The sequence below is a fragment of the Streptococcus mitis genome (genome assembly GCF_023109105.1).
Classification (GTDB): domain Bacteria; phylum Bacillota; class Bacilli; order Lactobacillales; family Streptococcaceae; genus Streptococcus; species Streptococcus mitis_BW.
Genome location: NZ_JALDTZ010000017.1, coordinates 1 through 19,954, shown reverse-complemented (window position 1 = coordinate 19,954; position 19,954 = coordinate 1). Strand labels below are relative to the sequence as shown.

Annotated in this window: 15 protein-coding genes and 3 tRNA genes; 10 read left to right on the top strand and 8 right to left on the bottom strand. The window is 34.3% G+C overall.

Annotated features, from left to right (window positions below; translation table 11 throughout):
- The first annotated feature begins 30 nt into the window (after positions 1 to 30).
- Positions 31 to 2,577 carry a YfhO family protein gene (locus M1F37_RS08735; protein ID WP_247935496.1) on the top strand — a complete coding sequence of 849 codons (2,547 nt, stop codon included), beginning with the start codon at positions 31 to 33 and terminating at the stop codon, positions 2,575 to 2,577.
- 132 nt (positions 2,578 to 2,709) lie between these two features.
- On the opposite strand, the gene M1F37_RS08730 is transcribed toward M1F37_RS08735, so the two are convergent.
- Complete coding sequence (locus tag M1F37_RS08730) at positions 2,710 to 5,352, bottom strand: YhgE/Pip domain-containing protein (protein WP_247935495.1); 2,643 nt, start codon at positions 5,350 to 5,352, stop codon at positions 2,710 to 2,712.
- 127 nt (positions 5,353 to 5,479) lie between these two features.
- Between M1F37_RS08730 and M1F37_RS08725 the strand changes: the two genes are divergently transcribed.
- Entirely contained in the window at positions 5,480 to 6,022 is a 543-nt protein-coding gene (locus M1F37_RS08725) for a TetR/AcrR family transcriptional regulator (protein ID WP_247935494.1), read from the top strand.
- Between the two features lie 40 nt (positions 6,023 to 6,062).
- Here M1F37_RS08725 and M1F37_RS08720 read toward each other — a convergent pair.
- From M1F37_RS08720 to rlmH, 7 genes are all read right to left on the bottom strand, one after another.
- A tRNA-Asn gene (locus M1F37_RS08720) sits at positions 6,063 to 6,136 on the bottom strand.
- 5 nt (positions 6,137 to 6,141) lie between these two features.
- A tRNA-Glu gene (locus M1F37_RS08715) sits at positions 6,142 to 6,213 on the bottom strand.
- Positions 6,214 to 6,264: 51 nt separating this feature from the next.
- On the bottom strand, positions 6,265 to 7,017 hold the full coding sequence (gene comE, locus M1F37_RS08710) for a response regulator transcription factor (protein ID WP_247935493.1): 753 nt from the start codon (positions 7,015 to 7,017) through the stop codon (positions 6,265 to 6,267).
- Complete coding sequence (gene comD / locus M1F37_RS08705) at positions 7,014 to 8,339, bottom strand: sensor histidine kinase (protein ID WP_247935492.1); 1,326 nt, start codon at positions 8,337 to 8,339, stop codon at positions 7,014 to 7,016. The genes comE and comD overlap by 4 nt, the downstream gene beginning before the upstream one ends.
- Positions 8,340 to 8,351: 12 nt before the next feature.
- A complete protein-coding gene (gene comC / locus M1F37_RS08700; protein ID WP_060806037.1) occupies positions 8,352 to 8,474 on the bottom strand; it encodes a competence-stimulating peptide ComC in 123 nt (40 codons plus the stop codon).
- A 165-nt stretch (positions 8,475 to 8,639) separates the two neighbouring features.
- Positions 8,640 to 8,713: transfer RNA gene (locus tag M1F37_RS08695), tRNA-Arg, on the bottom strand.
- 43 nt (positions 8,714 to 8,756) lie between these two features.
- The gene (gene rlmH, locus M1F37_RS08690; protein WP_000695934.1) at positions 8,757 to 9,236 is read right to left on the bottom strand and encodes a 23S rRNA (pseudouridine(1915)-N(3))-methyltransferase RlmH; all 480 of its coding nucleotides are present in this window, start codon (positions 9,234 to 9,236) and stop codon (positions 8,757 to 8,759) included.
- A 183-nt stretch (positions 9,237 to 9,419) separates the two neighbouring features.
- Between rlmH and M1F37_RS08685 the strand changes: the two genes are divergently transcribed.
- From M1F37_RS08685 to mfd, 8 genes are all read left to right on the top strand, one after another.
- Entirely contained in the window at positions 9,420 to 10,601 is a 1,182-nt protein-coding gene (locus tag M1F37_RS08685) for a S1C family serine protease (protein WP_247935491.1), read from the top strand.
- A 57-nt stretch (positions 10,602 to 10,658) separates the two neighbouring features.
- The gene (locus M1F37_RS08680) at positions 10,659 to 11,417 is read left to right on the top strand and encodes a ParB/RepB/Spo0J family partition protein (protein WP_247935490.1); all 759 of its coding nucleotides are present in this window, start codon (positions 10,659 to 10,661) and stop codon (positions 11,415 to 11,417) included.
- 212 nt (positions 11,418 to 11,629) lie between these two features.
- On the top strand, positions 11,630 to 12,991 hold the full coding sequence (dnaA, locus tag M1F37_RS08675) for a chromosomal replication initiator protein DnaA (protein ID WP_247935489.1): 1,362 nt from the start codon (positions 11,630 to 11,632) through the stop codon (positions 12,989 to 12,991).
- Between the two features lie 158 nt (positions 12,992 to 13,149).
- A complete protein-coding gene (gene dnaN / locus M1F37_RS08670) occupies positions 13,150 to 14,286 on the top strand; it encodes a DNA polymerase III subunit beta (RefSeq protein ID WP_247935488.1) in 1,137 nt (378 codons plus the stop codon).
- 64 nt (positions 14,287 to 14,350) lie between these two features.
- Positions 14,351 to 14,545, top strand: a complete 195-nt coding sequence (locus tag M1F37_RS08665; RefSeq protein WP_000285186.1) for a DUF951 domain-containing protein — start codon at positions 14,351 to 14,353, stop codon at positions 14,543 to 14,545.
- A gap of 84 nt (positions 14,546 to 14,629) precedes the next feature.
- Positions 14,630 to 15,748, top strand: a complete 1,119-nt coding sequence (gene ychF / locus M1F37_RS08660) for a redox-regulated ATPase YchF (RefSeq protein ID WP_247935487.1) — start codon at positions 14,630 to 14,632, stop codon at positions 15,746 to 15,748.
- A 71-nt stretch (positions 15,749 to 15,819) separates the two neighbouring features.
- Positions 15,820 to 16,389: an aminoacyl-tRNA hydrolase gene (gene pth / locus M1F37_RS08655; RefSeq protein ID WP_247935486.1), complete on the top strand. Its 570-nt coding sequence runs from the start codon at positions 15,820 to 15,822 to the stop codon at positions 16,387 to 16,389.
- The gene (mfd, locus tag M1F37_RS08650) at positions 16,390 to 19,896 is read left to right on the top strand and encodes a transcription-repair coupling factor (RefSeq protein WP_247935485.1); all 3,507 of its coding nucleotides are present in this window, start codon (positions 16,390 to 16,392) and stop codon (positions 19,894 to 19,896) included. It abuts the gene before it with no gap.
- Positions 19,897 to 19,954: the final 58 nt, after the last annotated feature.

Here is a 19,954-nt window from a genome sequence, read left to right as displayed (position 1 = left end):
GCTGAGTTTTCTAACATTTTATGAGGTAACATGAAATTATTTTTTAAAACATATTGGACCTATTTTGTTTCTTTCATCATTCCCGTAATCATTATGATAGGAGTATATCTGTCTCAAGGTGTCTACTGGAATAGTGATACATCTCCACTATTAGGAGATGGGTTTCATCAATACGTTATTTTTGATGTATCTCTACGAAATATCCTACATGGAAATGGTAGTCTGTTTTACACCTTTACAAGTGGCCTCGGATTAAATTTCTATGCCCTATCTAGTTATTACTTGGGTAGTTTCCTTTCACCACTAGTTTACTTTTTTGATCTAACTAATATGCCAGATACTGTCTATCTAACAACTCTCTTAAAATTTGGATTGATTGGACTGTCAACTTACTTTAGTTTAAATAAATTATTTCAATCGATTCCTAAGCCTTTAAAACTAGCTTTATCTACTTCCTATGCTCTGATGAGTTTCTCTGTTAGTCAACTAGAGATAAAAACTTGGTTAGATGTTTTTATCTTGATTCCTTTAATTATAACTGGATTACATATACTTATAACACAAAAGAAGCGCCTACTATACTTTACAAGTCTGTCAATCTTGTTTATTCAAAACTATTATTTTGGATATATGACAGCATTGTTTCTTATTTTCTGGTATCTCTGCCAAATTTCTTGGGACTTTAAAAATCGAAAATCATCTTTTCTTGATTTTATTGTTACTTCCTTTTTAGCAGGAATGGCCAGTTTGATTATGACTCTTCCTACTCTATTTGATTTACAGACACATGGGGAAAAATTGACAGAAGTTACAAAGTTTCAAACTGAAATTAGCTGGTATCTTGATCTCTTTGCTAAGCAATTTATCGGTTCCTTTGATACAACAAAGTATGGGGCTATCCCAATGATTTTTGTTGGACTACTTCCCTTTATTTTGACCATTTTATTTTTTACGATTAAATCTATTAAGTTTCACGTGAAACTTATCTATGCAATTTTCTTTGTATCTCTAATTGCAAGCTTTTATATTGAAGCTCTTGATTTATTTTGGCAAGGCATGCATACTCCAAACATGTTTTTACATCGCTATGCTTGGATTTTCTCTACCTTGTTAATTTACACAGCAGGAGAAGTCTTAAATCGTCTGAAAGAAATTAAAGTATGGAATTTTTTAGCTTCGATTTTTCTTGTTGTAACAGGATTTTTAGCTACCATCTATCTAAAATCGCATTATTCTTTTTTAACAAATTTGAATATTCTACTTACTCTTGAATTTTTAGTTGTCTATTCTCTTTTACTCCTTGCAGTTATCAAAAAATTTATCTCTGTAAATCTATTTGCTATTCTAATCTCTTTATTTATAATGGTTGAAATGAGCTTAAATGCTTCATCTCAAATGGACGGAATTGCTAAGGAATGGGGATTTGCTTCTCGAAGTGCTTATAATCGAGATATCCCAGCTATGGAATCTTTCTCAACATATATTGGAAATCAATTTACTCGTACTGAAAAACTAGAAACTCAGACAGGAAACGACAGTATGAAATTCAACTACAATGGAATCTCTCAATTTTCTTCTGTTCGAAATCGTTCAGCAAGCTCTACTTTGGATAAGCTTGGGTTTAAATCCTCTGGGACCAATCTCAATCTCCGTTATGCCAATAATAGCATTTTGTCTGATAGTTTATTTGGTATCCAATACAATATCTCAGAAAATCCTATTGATAAGTATGGTTTCCAAGATGTATATCAAAAAGATAATCTTACCCTATATGAAAATCAATTCTCTCTTCCGATTGCCTTTGCTAGTCAATCTGTTTACAATAATGTCAAGTTCAATGAACACACTTTGGATAATCAGGCCTCGTTTTTAAATCAACTTGCTAACGTCAATTTTGATTATTTTTCTCCAATCCCTTATGACAAAACAGAAAATACTAATGATTTGATTAGTGTCACAAGTTCTTCAAATGAGGATGCAGCAATCCAGTATCAAATTGAAGTACCAGAAAACAGCCAAGTTTATCTTTCTTTCACAAACCTTCACTTTTCTAATGATAAACAAAAAAAGGTTGACATTCTTGTCAATGGGGAAAAGAAAACTTTTACAACTGATAATACATTCTCCTTTTTTAATCTAGGCTATACAAAAGAGAAAAAAACTTTCAATATTACTGTTAGTTTCCCTGGAAATTCACAAGTATCATTTGAATCTCCTACCTTCTATCGTTTAGATACTCAAACTTTAACTGAGGCTATTCAAAAAATCAAAGAACAACCTGTCACAGTATCGACTTCTAAAAACAAGGTTTTTGCTACATATGATGTCCAACAAGATACGTCTATTTTCTTCACCATTCCTTATGACAAAGGTTGGTCTGCCTACCAAGATGGTAAGAAAATAGAAATTAAACAAGCTCAAACTGGATTTATGAAAGTTGATGTTCCTAAGGGGAAAGGAACTATTACACTTTCCTTTATTCCCAATGGTTTCATTACTGGAGCAATCTGTTCCTTTACTTCTCTCTTACTATTTGGAATCTATAGTCACAAACGAAAGTTATCTAATACTCAATGAAAATCAAAGAGCAAACTAGGAAATTAGCTGCAGGCTCTACTTGAGTACGGCAAGGCGACATTGACATGGTTTGAACTTGATTTTCGAAGAGTATAAGGCATAAAAAAATCAACCAGTTAATTGGTCGATTTTTTAATCTTCTTCCATTTTCTTAGGTTGATAGGCTAGCATACCTAAACCAGTAAATAGAGCTAGTATCACGGCAAGGAAAATGACTTGATGATGAATATTTCCTGTCATAGAGATTGTTTGTCGTAATCCTGAAACTGAATAACTCATTGGTAACCAGGGATTAATAGCTCTAAAGAAATCATTTGTCAAAGCAAGTGGATAAGTACCTGCACTTGATGCCAACTGTAATAAAAGCAAAATAAGCGAGAAGAAGGCTCCTATACGGCTATTCCATGTTGTTAAAGCGGTCACCATAGACATGAATACTAAACTTGTTAGGATAATGAGAATAAATGTTCTCATCTCATGATTAGCCGTTAGACCAATAAGATGAACTCCTCCATATACCAAAATCCCTGCTAAAACAGCTATAATACCATTTATTTCAGCTCGAGATTTCAACCAAGCCCAACGGCTCTCTGGATGACGTCCTGAAGGCAACTTCGCAAAGATCATATTCGTTGATAATGCTGCAACAAAGAGAGCAACTGATATCATATAAGGAGCCATTGCAACTCCATTTACAGGAACTTGATCATTGTCAGTTTTGGAAAGACTGAGAGGATTTGACAAAATTTCTGCATTTTTAGATTCTGTTGATGCTGACTTGAGTTGATTACTAGCATTACCTAGTCCTTGTCCTAAAGAAGCAAGTCCTGTCTGTAAACCTTCCAAGCCAGAAGTTAACTTTGTTCCACCTTCTGCTAGTTTCCCAGCTCCATCTGCCAATTTATTAGCTCCATTCTCTAATTGAAAAACACCTGAAATTAACTGACTGGATTTGTCAGCTAGTTGGCTAGATCCTGACTGTAATTTATCAACTCCTGCTATCAATTCTTGACTCTTTTGATTCAATTGATTGGATCCGGTTGATAATTTTTCAATACCAGATACTAATTCTGGAGTTTTTTCAACTAATTGACCAGCTCCTGCTGTCAAGCTAGAAGATTTTTGTGTCAAGGTAGTTGATCCTGAAACTAGTTGGTCCAAACCACCTGTCAAGGTGGAATTTTTTTCACTTAGTTGACTTGCGCCTTTAGAAACTTTATCGACACCTGCAGTATATGCATTTACACCCGATGTAATAGACTGACTGGCAGGAACTAATTTGCTATTAACAGCTCCCTGTATTTCTGTTAATCCACTTGACAATCCTGTCAAAGAAGTAGAAGCAAGCGGTAATACTTGATTAGCTTGATTTTTTAAAATCGAAAGATTAGAAGATTGATTTTGTAAGTTTTCTAAACTTCCCTGTAAACCTTGAACTAAAGCTACAATTGACTGAGCTGATTGAATACTATCAGTCGAATTTTGAGATACAGAAGCACTTATCTCAGCTTGTTGCTCACTTGTCAATGATTGATAAGCTGCTGTCGATTTAATATTTGCTAATGTAGTTGATTTTTCAGACTGAGCACTTGCTAGCATTTGATTAGAAAGAGATACTATACTTGATAAAACAGAATCTAATTGTCTTGTATCTCCAACATCAGTATTTTGAATAGCTTGATTTAACTGATTCAGACCAGAGGATAATTGATTAATTTGATTTTTTTGCTCAGACGAAGCCTCTAACTTGCTAGAAAGTTGTTGAATCCCTTCACTTAATTGCTCTACCCCTATTCGAAGTGTAGCTGATTGATTGGATAACTGATTAGCACCTGTTGCAAGACTTCCCACTCCATTGGTGTAGGCACTAACACCAGATGAAAATTGATTAAGACCAGCATTGAGCTGAGAAACACCGCCAGTATAAGATTCTACACCAGTATACAATTGATTAATTCCCCTCACTAATTCAGGACTTTTAGAAGATAATTGGCCTAATCCGCTATCTAATTGACTCACTGCACCAGTATATGTAACTAAACCACTATTAAAATTCCCTAAGCCAAGATGAAGTTGTTCAACACCAGAGACATAAGAGGATAATCCTTTAGTAAACTGTTCCGTTCCATTTGAAAATGTTACACTTGAATCTGCTAAAGAGTGTAGGTTAGTAGTTAATGTTTGACTTCCTGTCGCTAACTGATTCGCTCCATCAGTTAATTTTTCACTACCAGAAGCTGCTTGACTCATCCCATCCTTTAAATCTACCATTTTGTTAAATAAAGCCTTAGTATAGGTCTCGGTTACATTGGTAGAAACATTCTGCTTTAATTGTGTCATAGCAGAATCACTCATCTTGCTTGCAATAAAACTATGACCACTTGAAGTCTGATAATCTATTTGCATTTGCTCTGAGTGATCCGTTAAAATAGAAGTTGCTTTTTCAGATAAATCACTTGGTAAAGTCACTACCATATAGTAATCACCATTTTCTAAGCCCTTCTTACCTTCTTCTTCATCTACAAAATGAAAATCCAAGGTTTTATTTTCTTTTAAATTGGACACCATGTCTTTTCCTATAGACATGCTATTACCATTATAGGAAGCCTCTTTATCATTATTGACAACTGCTACAGGTAAATCAGATAATTTACCATATGGATCCCACATTGAGGATAAAAATATGATATTGTACAGAGCTGGAATAAGAGAAATTCCTATCATGACAATAATAAAGGTTGGTTTTTTAAAAATTGCTTTCCATTCTTTAAACATAGTTTCTCCTTTTTTAAACATATTGTCTAAAATTTTGATATAATAGATTATACATTAAAAAATCTAAATTACAAGATAAAAAATCAATTTTTAGACACATAGTCTAATTTGTTTACAAGGAGGAAATATGCAAGAAAGTAACAAACGCTTAAAAACAAAGCGAACTATTGAAAATGCTATGGTCCAATTACTAATGGAAGAACCATTTGATCAAATTTCTACTGTCAAGTTAGCAGAAAAAGCCGGAATTAGTCGTTCCAGCTTCTATACTCACTATAAGGATAAGTATGATATGATTGAGCACTATCAAAGCAAGCTATTTCATACATTTGAATATATTTTTCAAAAACATGCTTATCACAAAAGAGAGGCTATTTTAGAAGTATTTGAATATCTAGAGTCAGAACCACTTCTGGCTGCCCTTCTTTCCGAAAATGGAACCAAAGAAATCCAAAATTTCTTACGAAATAAACTTCATATCATGCTCAGTACAGATTTACAAAAGCGATTTATGCAACTGAATCTCAATACCACTGAATTAGAATACAGTAGCATCTATCTAACTCACGCACTTTTTGGTGTTTGCCAAACTTGGATTGCACATGGAAAAAAAGAAAGTCCTCAAGAAATAACAGACTTCCTTATGAAAATGCTTGGTGATACAAATTGATACAAAAAAGGGAACAACACCATGTTCCCTTTTATCTATACTCCGCCAGTAGGACTCGAACCTACGACATCATGATTAACAGTCATGCGCTACTACCAACTGAGCTATGGCGGATAAAATAGTCCGTACGGGATTCGAACCCGTGTTACCGCCGTGAAAAGGCGGTGTCTTAACCCCTTGACCAACGGACCTTCTATCTGTAGCAGATATAACCATTATATCAATTTCTTACTAATTGTCAATTACTTTTGAGATTTTTTCTCTAAAATATCTTTCAATTTTCTAATTTTTAATCTTGAAATAGGACAACGATGGTCTTCATAGAAAACAATTTCTAGGTTTTTTCGATCAATTTCTCTGATGTTTCCTATATTTACCAAAAATGACTTATGAGGAGAATAAAATCGCTGAGTATGTTTATCCTTTTCCTGAATATCTGTCATGGTACCGTAAAACTCTTTTGCAAAATTCTTACCAATAATGCGCAATTTCTGAGAGACCCCTGTCGTTTCAATATACAGAATGTCATGGTAAGGGATTTTTAAATCATTTCCCTTGTAATTGTAGTCAAAATAATCTACCACATCTTCATTTTCAAGTAACATACTCTTCGTGTAGAAGATATTTTGCTCAATTCTCTTCTTAAATAACTCATCATTGATATCCTTATCAACAAAATCTAAGGCTGATACTTGGTATTTATAGGTTAGAGTCGCAAACTCTGATCGACTGGTAATAAAGACGATAATAGCATAAGGATTGTGATGACGAATAAACTGGGCAACTTCAAACCCTTTTTTCTCAATTCCATGAATATCGATATCTAAGAAATAAAGCTGGTTTACTTCATCATTTTCGATATACTCCTTAAACTCACGAACTTTTCCTGTTGTCTTGTAAGATATTGGAATATTCGATTCTTTCGAAATTTCATCCAATATTCTCTCTAGCCTCACTTGATGTTCAATAACATCTTCTAAAATTAAAACTTTCATTCAAATTCCCTCTTAAATCTAATGATTTGTCTAAATGTACTGCCTTCCATCTCTGTTTCTAAAATAATATTATTGTACTTATCTAGTAGTTCTTTCACATTATTTAATCCTACTCCACGATTTCTTCCCTTAGTAGAGAATCCTAAAGCAAATAGATCTCTTGAAGGAGTCATCGTCATTTTACATGAATTCTGAATCACAATCACTGTTTCAGTTTCCATCTTAATAACTGCTACTTCCATTTGTTTTTTATAGCTATCAGCTGATCCTTCAACAGCATTGTTCAATAAAACACTCATAATACGAACCAAATCCAATAGTTCAATTGGGAGCTTGGTAATCGTATCTTTTACTTCCAGTGTAAACTCTACACCATTATTTCGAGCATAGACAATTGACTGGGCAACCAAACTTCGTAAAGATGAATCTTCTATGTTGTTCAAATCAAAGTAAGTATACTTATCTGAACGCAGTTTATGATTTGCTTTGACCAAAACTTCATTGTAAACTCTGTCAATTTCTTGTAAATCACCACTGTCAATTGCCATCTGCATACTAACAAGCATTCCAGCATAATCATGTCGAAAACCACGGATTTCATTATACAGACCGACAATTTCGTCTGTATAATTCTGTAAATGTTTCTGTTCAAATTTCTTCTGCTTCAAAGCAATCTCTTTCTCCATTTGTTCTTTATGCGAATTCATTGCAAAAAAGGTCAAAAGTAAAGAGATAAAGACAATAGATGATAAAATACTTCCAAAACTATTCAAATGTTTAATCGTACTTACCATATCTGAAACGAAAGATACAATATGGAGCAATAGTAAAGCAAAAAATACTTTTTTCAAGAAAGGATAAAGGTAATCTTTGTCAAAATAGGTTATTTCCAAGTGGAAATAAGTAATTATTTTTAAGATAACAACATAAGTCAACACCGTTACAACGAAAAAGAATGGGGCATAATATTGTAAAACAAAATTGTCTCCTGTTATAGAAGAGAAAGTTACAGACAGAAAGTTATGAGTGCTCTCATATAAAAGAGATAGTAGTAAACTTAGGAATAGTCCTCTATCCCTCTCATACTGTTTAATCCATCGAAAATAGAAATATAAACCCAAAGGAAATAAAAATGTTGCAATCCCTAACCCATCTAAATATAGAAGATAAAAGGGAAGGCCAAGTACTACTTCTACTAGTAATGTATAAGCGCCAAAAAAGAATAATTCTTTTCTATTTATTTGACCTTTACAAATTAAACGGTAACTGTGACTAATAATAAAAAAATATAATATAAAATCTACTACTAAGAAAAAATTCATTCTTCTACTCCTTTATATTCTTCTTAAGAAATTAAAGAAAGTATTATTTGATTTCCTCATCTCCCCACCTTGAATCTTTTGCAAGTCTTTTTCCTTCAAGGCTACAAACTGTTCCAATTTAACTGTGTTTTTCATAATAAAATCTCCTAAAATGTTTTTTGCTTGTAAGCTAACTTACAAAAACTATTATACAAAATGGAATTTCGTTTTAGATAAAATTCTCTCAACTGTCATTTTTTTCTCCCCAAGTGTACTTTTTTAAGAAAAAAGCTGGGAAAATTCCCAGCTTTGCTACTATATTGATCCCAGCAGGATTCGAACCTGCGACCGTTCGCTTAGAAGGCGAATGCTCTATCCAGCTGAGCTATGAGACCTAACACAGCTATTTTACCAAAAATTCAATTGAAAGTCAATTTTCTATTTATGATAAGGAGAGCCCTGCTGTATTGTAAAAGCGCGATAAATTTGTTCAACAAGAACGAGTCTCATTAACTGATGGGGTAAGGTTAAGCGACCAAAACTGACAGAAAGATTAGCTCTCTTTTTTACATCCTGTGCTAACCCCAGACTCCCTCCAATAATAAAGGTAAGAGTAGAAAATCCTTTTATAGAAGCTTCTTCTAACTGCTTACTAAATTCTTCTGAGGAGAAAGTTTTCCCTTCAATGGCTAACACAATAACGAAATCACGGTCACCAACTTTTGATAAAATTCTCTGACCTTCTATTTCTAAAATCTTTTGATTTTCTGACTCACTAGCCTTATCTGGTGTTTTTTCATCTGCCAGCTCAATCATTTCAAGCTTAGCAAATCGAGAAATTCGTTTTGAATACTCTGCGATACCATCTTTTAAATACTTTTCTTTCAGTTTCCCAACTGTTACAACTTTAATTTTCATGACTCTATTCTAACATATTCTCTATTTTTTCACATCTTATTCACAAAATAAAAGGTTAATTTTAGCCGAGAAAACCACAGATTTTTGAAAGTTATCCACAACCTGTGAAAAACTTTTATTTTTAAGTTATAATTAAGCTAGCCAGTTTATACTTTCAGTAAGTTCAAACATATGGAGGAAAATATGAAACATCTAAAAACATTTTACAAAAAATGGTTTCAATTATTAGTCGTTATCGTCATTAGCTTTATTAGTGGAGCCTTAGGTAGCTTTTCAATAAACCAACTAACTCAGAAAAGTACTGTAAGTAACTCCAACAACAATAGTACTATTACACAGACTGCCTATAAGAACGAAAATTCAACAACACAGGCTGTTAACAAAGTAAAAGATGCTGTTGTTTCTGTTATTACTTATTCGGCAAACAGACAAAATAGCGTATTTGGTAATGATGATACTGACACAGATTCTCAGCAAATCTCTAGTGAAGGATCTGGGGTTATTTACAAAAAGAATGATAAAGAAGCTTACATCGTCACCAACAATCACGTTATAAATGGTGCCAGCAAAGTAGATATTCGTTTGTCAGATGGAACTAAAGTACCTGGAGAAATTGTCGGAGCTGATACTTTCTCTGATATTGCTGTTGTCAAAATCTCTTCAGAAAAAGTGACAACAGTAGCTGAGTTTGGAGATTCTAGCAAGTTAACCGTAGGAGAAACTGCTATTGCCATTGGTAGCCCGTTAGGTTCCGAATATGCAAATACTGTCACTCAAGGTATCGTATCTAGTCTCAATCGAAATGTATCTTTAAAATCTGAAGATGGACAAGCCATTTCTACAAAAGCCATCCAAACTGATACTGCTATTAACCCAGGTAACTCTGGTGGACCACTTATCAATATCCAAGGACAGGTTATCGGAATTACCTCAAGTAAAATTGCCACAAATGGAGGCACATCTGTAGAAGGTCTTGGTTTCGCAATTCCTGCAAATGATGCTATCAATATTATTGAACAGTTAGAAAAGAACGGAAAAGTGACTCGTCCAGCTTTGGGAATTCAAATGGTCAATCTCTCAAATATTAATACAAGTGATATTAGAAGACTGAATATTCCAAGTAACGTAACATCTGGTGTAGTTATTCGTTCTGTACAAAGTAACATGCCTGCCAATGGTCACCTTGAAAAATATGATGTTATTACAAAAGTAGATGACAAAGAGATTACTTCATCAACAGACTTACAAAGTGCTCTTTACAATCATTCTATCGGAGACACCATTAAGATAACCTACTATCGTAACGGTAAAGAAGAGACTACATCTATCAAACTTGACAAAAGTTCAGGTGATTTAGAATCTTAATTGACATCTATGTAAAGAAAGCTTTACATAAGAGAAAAGATGTGTTAGTGTAGAATCATGGAAAAATTTGAAATGATTTCTATCACAGATATACAAAAAAATCCCTATCAACCCCGAACAGAATTTGATAGAGAAAAACTAGATGAACTAGCACAGTCTATTAAAGAAAATGGGGTCATTCAACCGATTATTGTTCGTCAATCTCCTGTTATTGGTTACGAAATCCTTGCAGGAGAGAGACGCTATCGGGCTTCACTTTTAGCTGGTCTAACGTCTATCCCAGCTGTTGTTAAACAACTTTCAGATCAAGAGATGATGGTCCAGTCCATCATTGAAAATTTACAGAGAGAAAATTTAAATCCAATAGAAGAAGCACGCGCCTATGAATCTCTCGTAGAGAAAGGATTTACCCATGCTGAAATTGCAGATAAAATGGGCAAGTCTCGTCCTTATATCAGCAACTCCATTCGTTTGCTTTCCTTGCCAGAACAGATCCTCTCAGAAGTAGAAAATGGCAAACTATCACAAGCACATGCACGTTCTTTAATTGGCTTGAATAAGGAACAACAAGACTATTTCTTTCAACGAATCATCGAGGAAGATATTTCTGTAAGGAAGTTAGAATCTCTCCTGACAGAGAAAAAACAAAAGAAACTTCAAAAAACGAATCATTTTATACAGAATGAAGAAGAACAGTTAAAAAAACTACTCGGATTAGATGTAGAAATCAAACTGTCTAAAAAAGATAGTGGAAAAATCATTATTTCTTTTTCAAATCAAGAAGAATACAGTAGAATTATCAACAGCCTGAAATGAGGCTGTTCTTTTATTTTTTTATCTCACAAGGTTATCCACTGTTTTTTTCAATAAAAAGCTTAATAAATCAATAGTTTCTGATTTTATCCCCAACCTGTGGATAAAACTCGATAACATTGTGGATTATTTTTCACAGCTTGTGGAAAATTCTTGCCATCTATGGTAAAATAAGTCTATCATTAAACTTTTAAATAGTAAAGGAGGAGAAAGGATTGAAAGAAAAACAATTTTGGAATCGTATATTAGAATTTGCTCAAGAAAGACTGACTCGATCCATGTATGATTTCTATGCTATTCAAGCTGAACTCATCAAGGTAGAGGAAAATGTTGCTACTATATTTTTACCACGATCTGAAATGGAAATGGTCTGGGAAAAACAACTAAAAGATATTATTGTAGTTGCTGGATTTGAAATTTATGATGCTGAAATAACTCCCCACTATATTTTCACCAAACCTCAAGATACGACTATCTCACAAGTTGAAGAAGCTACCAATTCAACTCTTTATGACTATAGTCCAAAGTTATCATCTATTCCTTATTCGGATACTGGATTAAAAGAAAAGTATACCTTTGATAATTTTATCCAAGGAGATGGAAATGTTTGGGCAAAATCTGCTGCTTTAGCTGTTTCAGAAGATTTAGCTTTGACCTATAACCCTCTTTTTATATATGGAGGTCCAGGTCTCGGTAAGACTCACCTATTAAATGCTATTGGTAATGAAATTCTAAAAAACATTCCTGATGCACATGTTAAATATATCCCTGCTGAAAGCTTTATTAATGACTTTCTTGATCACCTAAGACTTGGGGAGATGGAAAAGTTTAAAAAGACCTATCGTAGCCTTGATCTTTTATTAATTGATGATATCCAATCTCTAAGTGGTAAAAAAGTTGCAACACAAGAAGAATTTTTCAATACCTTTAATGCACTGCACGACAAGCAAAAACAAATTGTCCTAACCAGTGACAGAAGTCCAAAACATCTGGAAGGGCTTGAAGAAAGACTTGTCACGCGCTTTAGTTGGGGATTAACACAGCACATTACACCTCCTGAATTTGAAACGCGTATTGCCATTCTACAAAGCAAAACTGAACATTTGAATTACAATTTCCAAAGCGATACTTTAGAATACTTAGCAGGTCAATTTGATTCAAATGTTCGCGATCTTGAAGGTGCAATTAATGATATCACTTTAGTTGCTAGAGTAAAGAAAATCAAAGATATTACAATTGATGTTGCTGCAGAAGCTATTAGAGCTCGAAAACAAGATGTTAGCCAAATACTCGTCATCCCAATTGATAAAATCCAAAATGAAGTTGGTAACTTTTATGGTGTTAGTGTCAAAGAAATGAAGGGAAGTAGACGCCTTCAAAATATTGTTTTAGCCCGTCAAGTAGCCATGTATTTAGCTAGAGAACTAACAGATAATAGTCTTCCAAAAATTGGGAAAGAATTTGGTGGAAAAGATCATACAACAGTCATTCACGCCCATGCAAAAATTAAATCTTTGATTGATGAAGACGATAATTTACGTTTAGAAATTGAATCAATCAAAAAGAAAATCAAATAACTTGTGGATAACTTTCGCTTTTTTATCTTTTTTATCCACATTTTTTAAACAAGCCAAAAAACTTGATATGCCTTAATTTTAGTCTGTTTTCCACAGATTTCACAGACTCTATTATTACTATTATCTTTTTAATACTAAAAATAAATAAAGGAGAATCCATGATTCATTTTTCAATTAATAAAAATTTATTTCTACAAGCATTAAATACTACTAAGAGAGCTATTAGTTCTAAAAATGCCATTCCTATTTTATCAACAGTAAAAATTGACGTGACTAATGAAGGTGTTACTTTAATTGGTTCAAATGGTCAAATTTCAATTGAAAATTTTATTTCTCAAAAAAATGAAGATGCTGGTTTGTTAATTACTTCTTTAGGTTCAATCCTTCTTGAAGCTTCTTTCTTTATCAATGTGGTATCTAGTCTACCTGATGTGACTCTTGATTTTAAAGAAATTGAACAAAATCAAATTATTTTAACCAGCGGCAAATCAGAAATTACCCTAAAAGGAAAGGATAGCGAACAATATCCACGAATCCAGGAAATTTCAGCAAGCACTCCTTTAATTCTTGAAACAAAATTACTCAAGAAAATTATCAATGAAACAGCCTTTGCTGCAAGTACCCAAGAGAGTCGTCCAATTTTAACAGGTGTTCATTTTGTATTGAGTCAACACAAGGAGCTAAAAACAGTGGCAACAGACTCTCATCGTCTAAGCCAGAAAAAATTAACGCTTGAGAAAAATAGTGATGATTTTGATGTTGTCATTCCTAGCCGTTCTCTACGCGAATTTTCAGCGGTATTTACAGATGATATCGAAACTGTAGAGATTTTCTTTGCCAACAATCAAATCCTCTTTAGAAGCGAAAATATTAGCTTTTATACTCGTCTCCTAGAAGGAAACTATCCTGACACAGATCGTTTGATTCCAACAGACTTTAACACTACTATTACTTTTGATGTGGTAAACTTACGCCAGTCGATGGAACGTGCTCGTCTTTTATCAAGTGCGACTCAAAATGGTACTGTGAAGCTTGAAATTAAAGGTGGTGTTGTTAGCGCCCATGTTCACTCTCCAGAAGTTGGTAAAGTAAACGAAGAAATCGACACTGATCAAGTTACTGGGGATGATTTGACTATTAGTTTCAACCCAACTTACTTGATTGATTCACTCAAGGCTTTAAATAGCGAAAAGGTGACCATTAGCTTTATCTCAGCTGTTCGTCCATTCACTCTTGTGCCAGCAGATACTGACGAGGACTTCATGCAACTTATCACCCCAGTTCGTACGAATTAAGTTAAAGAGGTTGAGCCTAGCTCGCCTCTTTTATGATATAATCGAAAAAGAAAAGGAGAGTAATATGTATCAGGTTGGAAATTTTGTTGAGATGAAAAAACCACATGCTTGTACTATCAAGTCAACTGGTAAAAAAGCAAATCGTTGGGAAATTACACGTGTAGGGGCAGATATCAAAATCAAATGTAGTAATTGTGACCATGTTGTCATGATGGGGCGCTATGATTTTGATAGAAAAATGAATAAAATTATTGACTGAGAACCCTTAGTTAGAGGGTTAGCAAGTTTTCCCTTTTTGTGTTATAATATTAGGGATTGAAATGAAAATGGAGAATGAGAAAATATGGCTTTAACAGCAGGTATCGTTGGTTTGCCAAATGTTGGTAAATCAACACTATTTAATGCAATTACAAAAGCAGGAGCAGAGGCAGCAAACTACCCATTTGCGACGATTGATCCAAACGTTGGAATGGTAGAAGTTCCAGATGAACGCCTACAAAAATTGACTGAAATGATCACTCCTAAAAAGACAGTTCCAACAACATTTGAATTTACAGATATTGCCGGGATTGTAAAAGGAGCTTCAAAAGGAGAAGGACTAGGAAATAAATTCTTGGCCAATATCCGTGAAGTAGATGCGATTGTTCACGTAGTTCGTGCTTTTGATGATGAAAATGTCATGCGCGAGCAAGGACGTGAAGATGCCTTTGTGGATCCACTTGCGGATATTGATACCATTAATCTGGAATTGATTCTTGCTGACTTAGAATCTGTTAATAAGCGTTATGCGCGTGTAGAAAAGATGGCACGTACGCAAAAAGATAAAGAATCTGTAGCAGAATTCAATGTTCTTCAAAAGATTAAACCAGTCCTTGAGGATGGAAAATCAGCTCGTACAATCGAGTTTACAGATGAAGAACAAAAAGTTGTCAAAGGTCTCTTCCTGTTGACGACTAAACCAGTGCTCTATGTTGCTAATGTGGACGAGGATGTGGTTTCAGAACCTGACTCTATCGACTATGTGAAGCAAATTCGTGAATTTGCAGCGACAGAAAATGCTGAAGTAGTCGTTATTTCTGCGCGTGCTGAGGAAGAAATTTCTGAATTGGACGATGAAGAAGATAAAAAAGAGTTTCTTGAAGCCATTGGTTTGACAGAATCAGGCGTTGACAAGTTGACTCGTGCAGCTTACCACTTGCTTGGACTGGGAACTTACTTCACAGCTGGTGAAAAAGAAGTTCGCGCTTGGACATTCAAACGTGGTATGAAGGCTCCTCAAGCAGCTGGTATTATACATTCAGACTTTGAAAAAGGATTTATTCGTGCAGTAACCATGTCATATGAGGATCTAGTGAAATACGGATCTGAAAAGGCCGTAAAAGAAGCTGGACGCTTGCGTGAAGAAGGAAAAGAATATATCGTTCAAGATGGCGATATCATGGAATTCCGCTTTAATGTCTAAAAAATTAATAAATAGTGTCAATTAGGTTGGAAAAAAATTCCAACCCTTTTGGCTTTTGAAAGGAAAAATAAATGACCAAATTACTTGTAGGATTAGGAAATCCAGGGGATAAATATTTTGAAACAAAACACAATGTTGGTTTTATGTTGATTGACCAACTAGCGAAGAAACAGAATGTCACTTTTACACACGATAAGATATTTCAAGCTGACCTAGCATCTTTTTTTCTTAATGGCGAAAAAATTTATCTTGTCAAACCAACGACCTTTATGAATGAAAGTGGAAAAGCGGTTCATGCTTTATTGACTTATTATGGTTTGGATATTGAAGATTTACTCATCATTTACGACGACCTTGACATGGAAGTTGGGAAAATTCGTTTAAGAGCAAAAGGCTCAGCAGGTGGTCACAATGGCATTAAGTCTATTATTCAACATATAGGAACTCAGGTCTTTAATCGTGTTAAGATTGGAATCGGAAGACCTAAAAATGGTATGTCAGTTGTTCACCATGTTTTGAGTACGTTTGACAAGGATGATTATATTGGTATTTTACAATCTATTGACAAGGTTGACGAAGCTGTAAATTATTATTTACAAGAGAAAAATTTTGAAAAAACGATGCAGAGGTATAATGGATAAATGGTGACCTTATTAGATTTATTCTCAGAAAATAATCAGATCAAAAAATGGCATCAAAATCTGACAGATAAAAAAAGACAATTAATGTTAGGCTTGTCAACTTCTACAAAAGCTTTAGCAATTGCAAGCAGTTTAGAAAAAGAAGATAAGATTGTGTTATTGACGTCAACTTATGGAGAAGCAGAAGGGCTTATTAGTGATCTTATTTCTATCTTGGGTGAGGAATTTGTCTATCCATTTTTGGTAGATGACTCCCCTATGGTGGAGTTTTTGATGTCTTCACAAGAAAAAATCATTTCACGGGTTGAAGCCTTGCGTTTTTTGACTGATTCATCTAAGAAAGGGATTTTAGTTTGTAATATCGCAGCAAGTCGATTGATTTTACCGTCTCCAAATGTATTCAAAGATAGTATTGTAAAAATCTCAGTTGGTGAAGAATATGACCAACACGCGCTTATCCATCAGTTAAAGGAAATAGGATATCGAAAAGTTACGCAAGTACAAACTCAGGGAGAATTTAGTCTGCGAGGAGATATTTTAGATATTTTTGAAATATCCCAGTTAGAACCTTGCCGAATTGAGTTTTTTGGTGATGAAATTGATGGTATCAGGTCATTTGAAGTCGAAACACAATTATCGAAAGAAAATCAGACAGAACTAACCATCTTTCCAGCTAGTGATATGCTTTTGAGAGAAAAGGATTATCAACGAGGTCAGTCAGCTTTAGAAAAACAAATTTCGAAGACCTTATCACCTATTTTGAAATCATACCTAGAAGAAATTCTTTCAAGTTTTCACAAAAAACAAGTGCATTCTGATTCACGGAAATTTTTATCTTTATGTTATGACAAGACATGGACTGTTTTTGACTATATTGAAAAAGATACCCCAGTATTTTTTGATGATTACCAGAAATTGATGAATCAGTATGAAGTCTTTGAAAGAGAATTAGCGCAATACTTTACAGAAGAATTACAAAACAGTAAAGCATTTTCTGAGATGAAGTATTTTGCAGATACAGAGCAAATCTATAAAAAACAGAGTCCGGTTACCTTTTTCTCTAATCTGCAAAAGGGGTTAGGCAATCTAAAGTTTGACCAAATTTATCAATTTAATCAATATCCTATGCAGGAGTTTTTCAATCAATTTTCTTTTCTGAAAGAAGAAATTGAGCGATACAAAAAAATGGATTACACTATCATTCTGCAGTCTAGCAATTCAATGGGAAGTAAAACATTGGAGGATGTTTTAGAGGAATACCAGATTAAATTGGATTTCAGAGATAAGTCAAGTATCTGTAAAGAATCTGTAAACTTGATCGAGGGGAATCTAAGACATGGTTTTCATTTTGTAGATGAAAAGATTTTATTGATTACTGAACATGAGATTTTTCAAAAGAAATTAAAACGCCGTTTTCGAAGACAACATGTTTCAAACGCAGAGAGATTAAAAGATTATAATGAACTTGAAAAAGGGGATTACGTTGTTCACCATATTCATGGAATTGGTCAATATCTAGGAATTGAAACAATTGAAATCAAGGGGATTCACCGCGATTATGTCAGTGTCCAGTATCAAAATGGGGATCAAATTTCCATCCCAGTAGAGCAGATTCAGTTACTGTCTAAATATATTTCAAGTGATGGGAAAGCGCCAAAACTCAATAAATTAAATGACGGACATTTTAAAAAGGCAAAGCAAAAGGTTAAGAACCAGGTAGAGGATATAGCTGACGATTTAATCAAACTTTATTCTGAGCGTAGTCAGTTGAAGGGTTTTGCTTTTTCAGCTGATGATGAAGATCAACATGCTTTTGATGATGCCTTCCCTTATGTTGAAACGGATGATCAACTTCGTAGTGTTGAGGAAATCAAGAGAGATATGCAGGCTTCTCAGCCAATGGATCGACTTTTAGTTGGGGATGTTGGTTTTGGAAAGACTGAAGTTGCTATGCGTGCAGCCTTTAAGGCAGTCAATGATCACAAACAGGTTGTCGTTCTAGTTCCGACGACGGTTTTAGCGCAACAGCACTATACGAATTTTAAGGAACGATTCCAAAATTTTGCAGTTAATATTGATGTGTTGAGTCGCTTTAGAAGTAAAAAAGAGCAGACTGAAACACTTGAAAAATTGAAAAAGGGTCAAGTCGATATCTTGATTGGAACGCATCGTGTTTTGTCAAAAGATGTTGTGTTTGCTGATTTGGGCTTGATGATTATTGATGAAGAACAGAGATTTGGTGTCAAGCATAAGGAAACATTGAAAGAACTGAAAAAACAAGTGGATGTCCTGACCTTGACGGCAACGCCAATCCCTCGTACTCTTCATATGTCTATGCTGGGAATCAGAGATTTGTCTGTTATTGAAACTCCGCCGACTAATCGTTATCCAGTGCAGACCTATGTTTTGGAAAAGAATGATAGTGTCATTCGTGATGCTGTTTTGCGTGAAATGGACCGTGGAGGTCAAGTTTACTATCTTTACAATAAAGTTGACACAATTGACCAGAAGGTTTCAGAATTACAGGAGTTAATTCCAGAGGCTTCGATTGGTTATGTTCATGGGCAAATGAGTGAGATTCAGTTAGAAAATACTCTATTGGACTTTATTGAAGGTCAGTATGATATTTTGGTTACTACCACAATCATTGAGACTGGCGTTGATATTCCAAATGCTAACACCTTATTTATTGAAAATGCAGACCATATGGGCTTGTCAACCTTGTATCAGCTAAGAGGAAGAGTCGGTCGTAGTAATCGTATTGCTTATGCCTATCTCATGTATCGTCCAGAAAAATCAATCAGTGAAGTCTCTGAAAAGAGATTAGAAGCGATTAAAGGATTTACAGAATTGGGCTCCGGATTTAAGATTGCAATGCGAGATCTTTCGATTCGCGGAGCAGGAAATCTTTTAGGAAAATCCCAGTCTGGTTTCATTGATTCTGTTGGTTTTGAATTATATTCGCAGTTATTGGAGGAAGCTATTGCTAAACGACATGGTAATGGGAAAACAAGAACCAAAGGAAATGCCGAATTGATTTTACAAATTGATGCCTATCTTCCTGACACTTATATTTCTGATCAACGACATAAGATTGAAATTTACAAGAAAATTCATCAAATTGACAATCGTGTCAATTATGAAGAGTTACAAGAAGAGTTAATGGACCGCTTTGGAGAATATCCAGATATAGTAGCTTATCTTTTAGAGATTGGTTTGGTCAAGTCCTATCTTGATAAGGTATTTGTTCAACGTGTGGAAAGAAAAGATAATAAGATTACAGTACAATTTGAAAAAGTCACTCAGCGACTGTTCTTGGCTCAAGATTATTTTAAAGCTTTATCCGCAACGAACTTAAAAGCAGCCATAGCTGAGAATAAGGGATTAATGGAAGTTGTATTTGATGTCCGAAACAAGAAGGACTATGAAATTTTAGAAGGTCTTCTCATTTTTGGAGAAAATTTATTAGAGATAAAAGAGTCGAAAGAAGCTAAATTCCCAAACTAAGTTCCATCGCTAATTCAAGTGGAAGTTAGTCTGATAAAAACCCTAAAAACCAGTGGCA

What these genes read in the sequence shown, in the direction of transcription:
- M1F37_RS08735 (WP_247935496.1), top strand. Translation starts at nt 31, where the DNA reads ATGAAATTATTTTTTAAAACATATTGGACCTATTTTGTTTCTTTCATC.
- M1F37_RS08730 (WP_247935495.1), bottom strand. Translation starts at nt 5,352, where the DNA reads ATGTTTAAAGAATGGAAAGCAATTTTTAAAAAACCAACCTTTATTATT.
- M1F37_RS08725 (WP_247935494.1), top strand. Translation starts at nt 5,480, where the DNA reads ATGCAAGAAAGTAACAAACGCTTAAAAACAAAGCGAACTATTGAAAAT.
- comE (WP_247935493.1), bottom strand. Translation starts at nt 7,017, where the DNA reads ATGAAAGTTTTAATTTTAGAAGATGTTATTGAACATCAAGTGAGGCTA.
- comD (WP_247935492.1), bottom strand. Translation starts at nt 8,339, where the DNA reads ATGAATTTTTTCTTAGTAGTAGATTTTATATTATATTTTTTTATTATT.
- comC (WP_060806037.1), bottom strand. Translation starts at nt 8,474, where the DNA reads ATGAAAAACACAGTTAAATTGGAACAGTTTGTAGCCTTGAAGGAAAAA.
- rlmH (WP_000695934.1), bottom strand. Translation starts at nt 9,236, where the DNA reads ATGAAAATTAAAGTTGTAACAGTTGGGAAACTGAAAGAAAAGTATTTA.
- M1F37_RS08685 (WP_247935491.1), top strand. Translation starts at nt 9,420, where the DNA reads ATGAAACATCTAAAAACATTTTACAAAAAATGGTTTCAATTATTAGTC.
- M1F37_RS08680 (WP_247935490.1), top strand. Translation starts at nt 10,659, where the DNA reads ATGGAAAAATTTGAAATGATTTCTATCACAGATATACAAAAAAATCCC.
- dnaN (WP_247935488.1), top strand. Translation starts at nt 13,150, where the DNA reads ATGATTCATTTTTCAATTAATAAAAATTTATTTCTACAAGCATTAAAT.
- M1F37_RS08665 (WP_000285186.1), top strand. Translation starts at nt 14,351, where the DNA reads ATGTATCAGGTTGGAAATTTTGTTGAGATGAAAAAACCACATGCTTGT.
- ychF (WP_247935487.1), top strand. Translation starts at nt 14,630, where the DNA reads ATGGCTTTAACAGCAGGTATCGTTGGTTTGCCAAATGTTGGTAAATCA.
- pth (WP_247935486.1), top strand. Translation starts at nt 15,820, where the DNA reads ATGACCAAATTACTTGTAGGATTAGGAAATCCAGGGGATAAATATTTT.
- mfd (WP_247935485.1), top strand. Translation starts at nt 16,390, where the DNA reads ATGGTGACCTTATTAGATTTATTCTCAGAAAATAATCAGATCAAAAAA.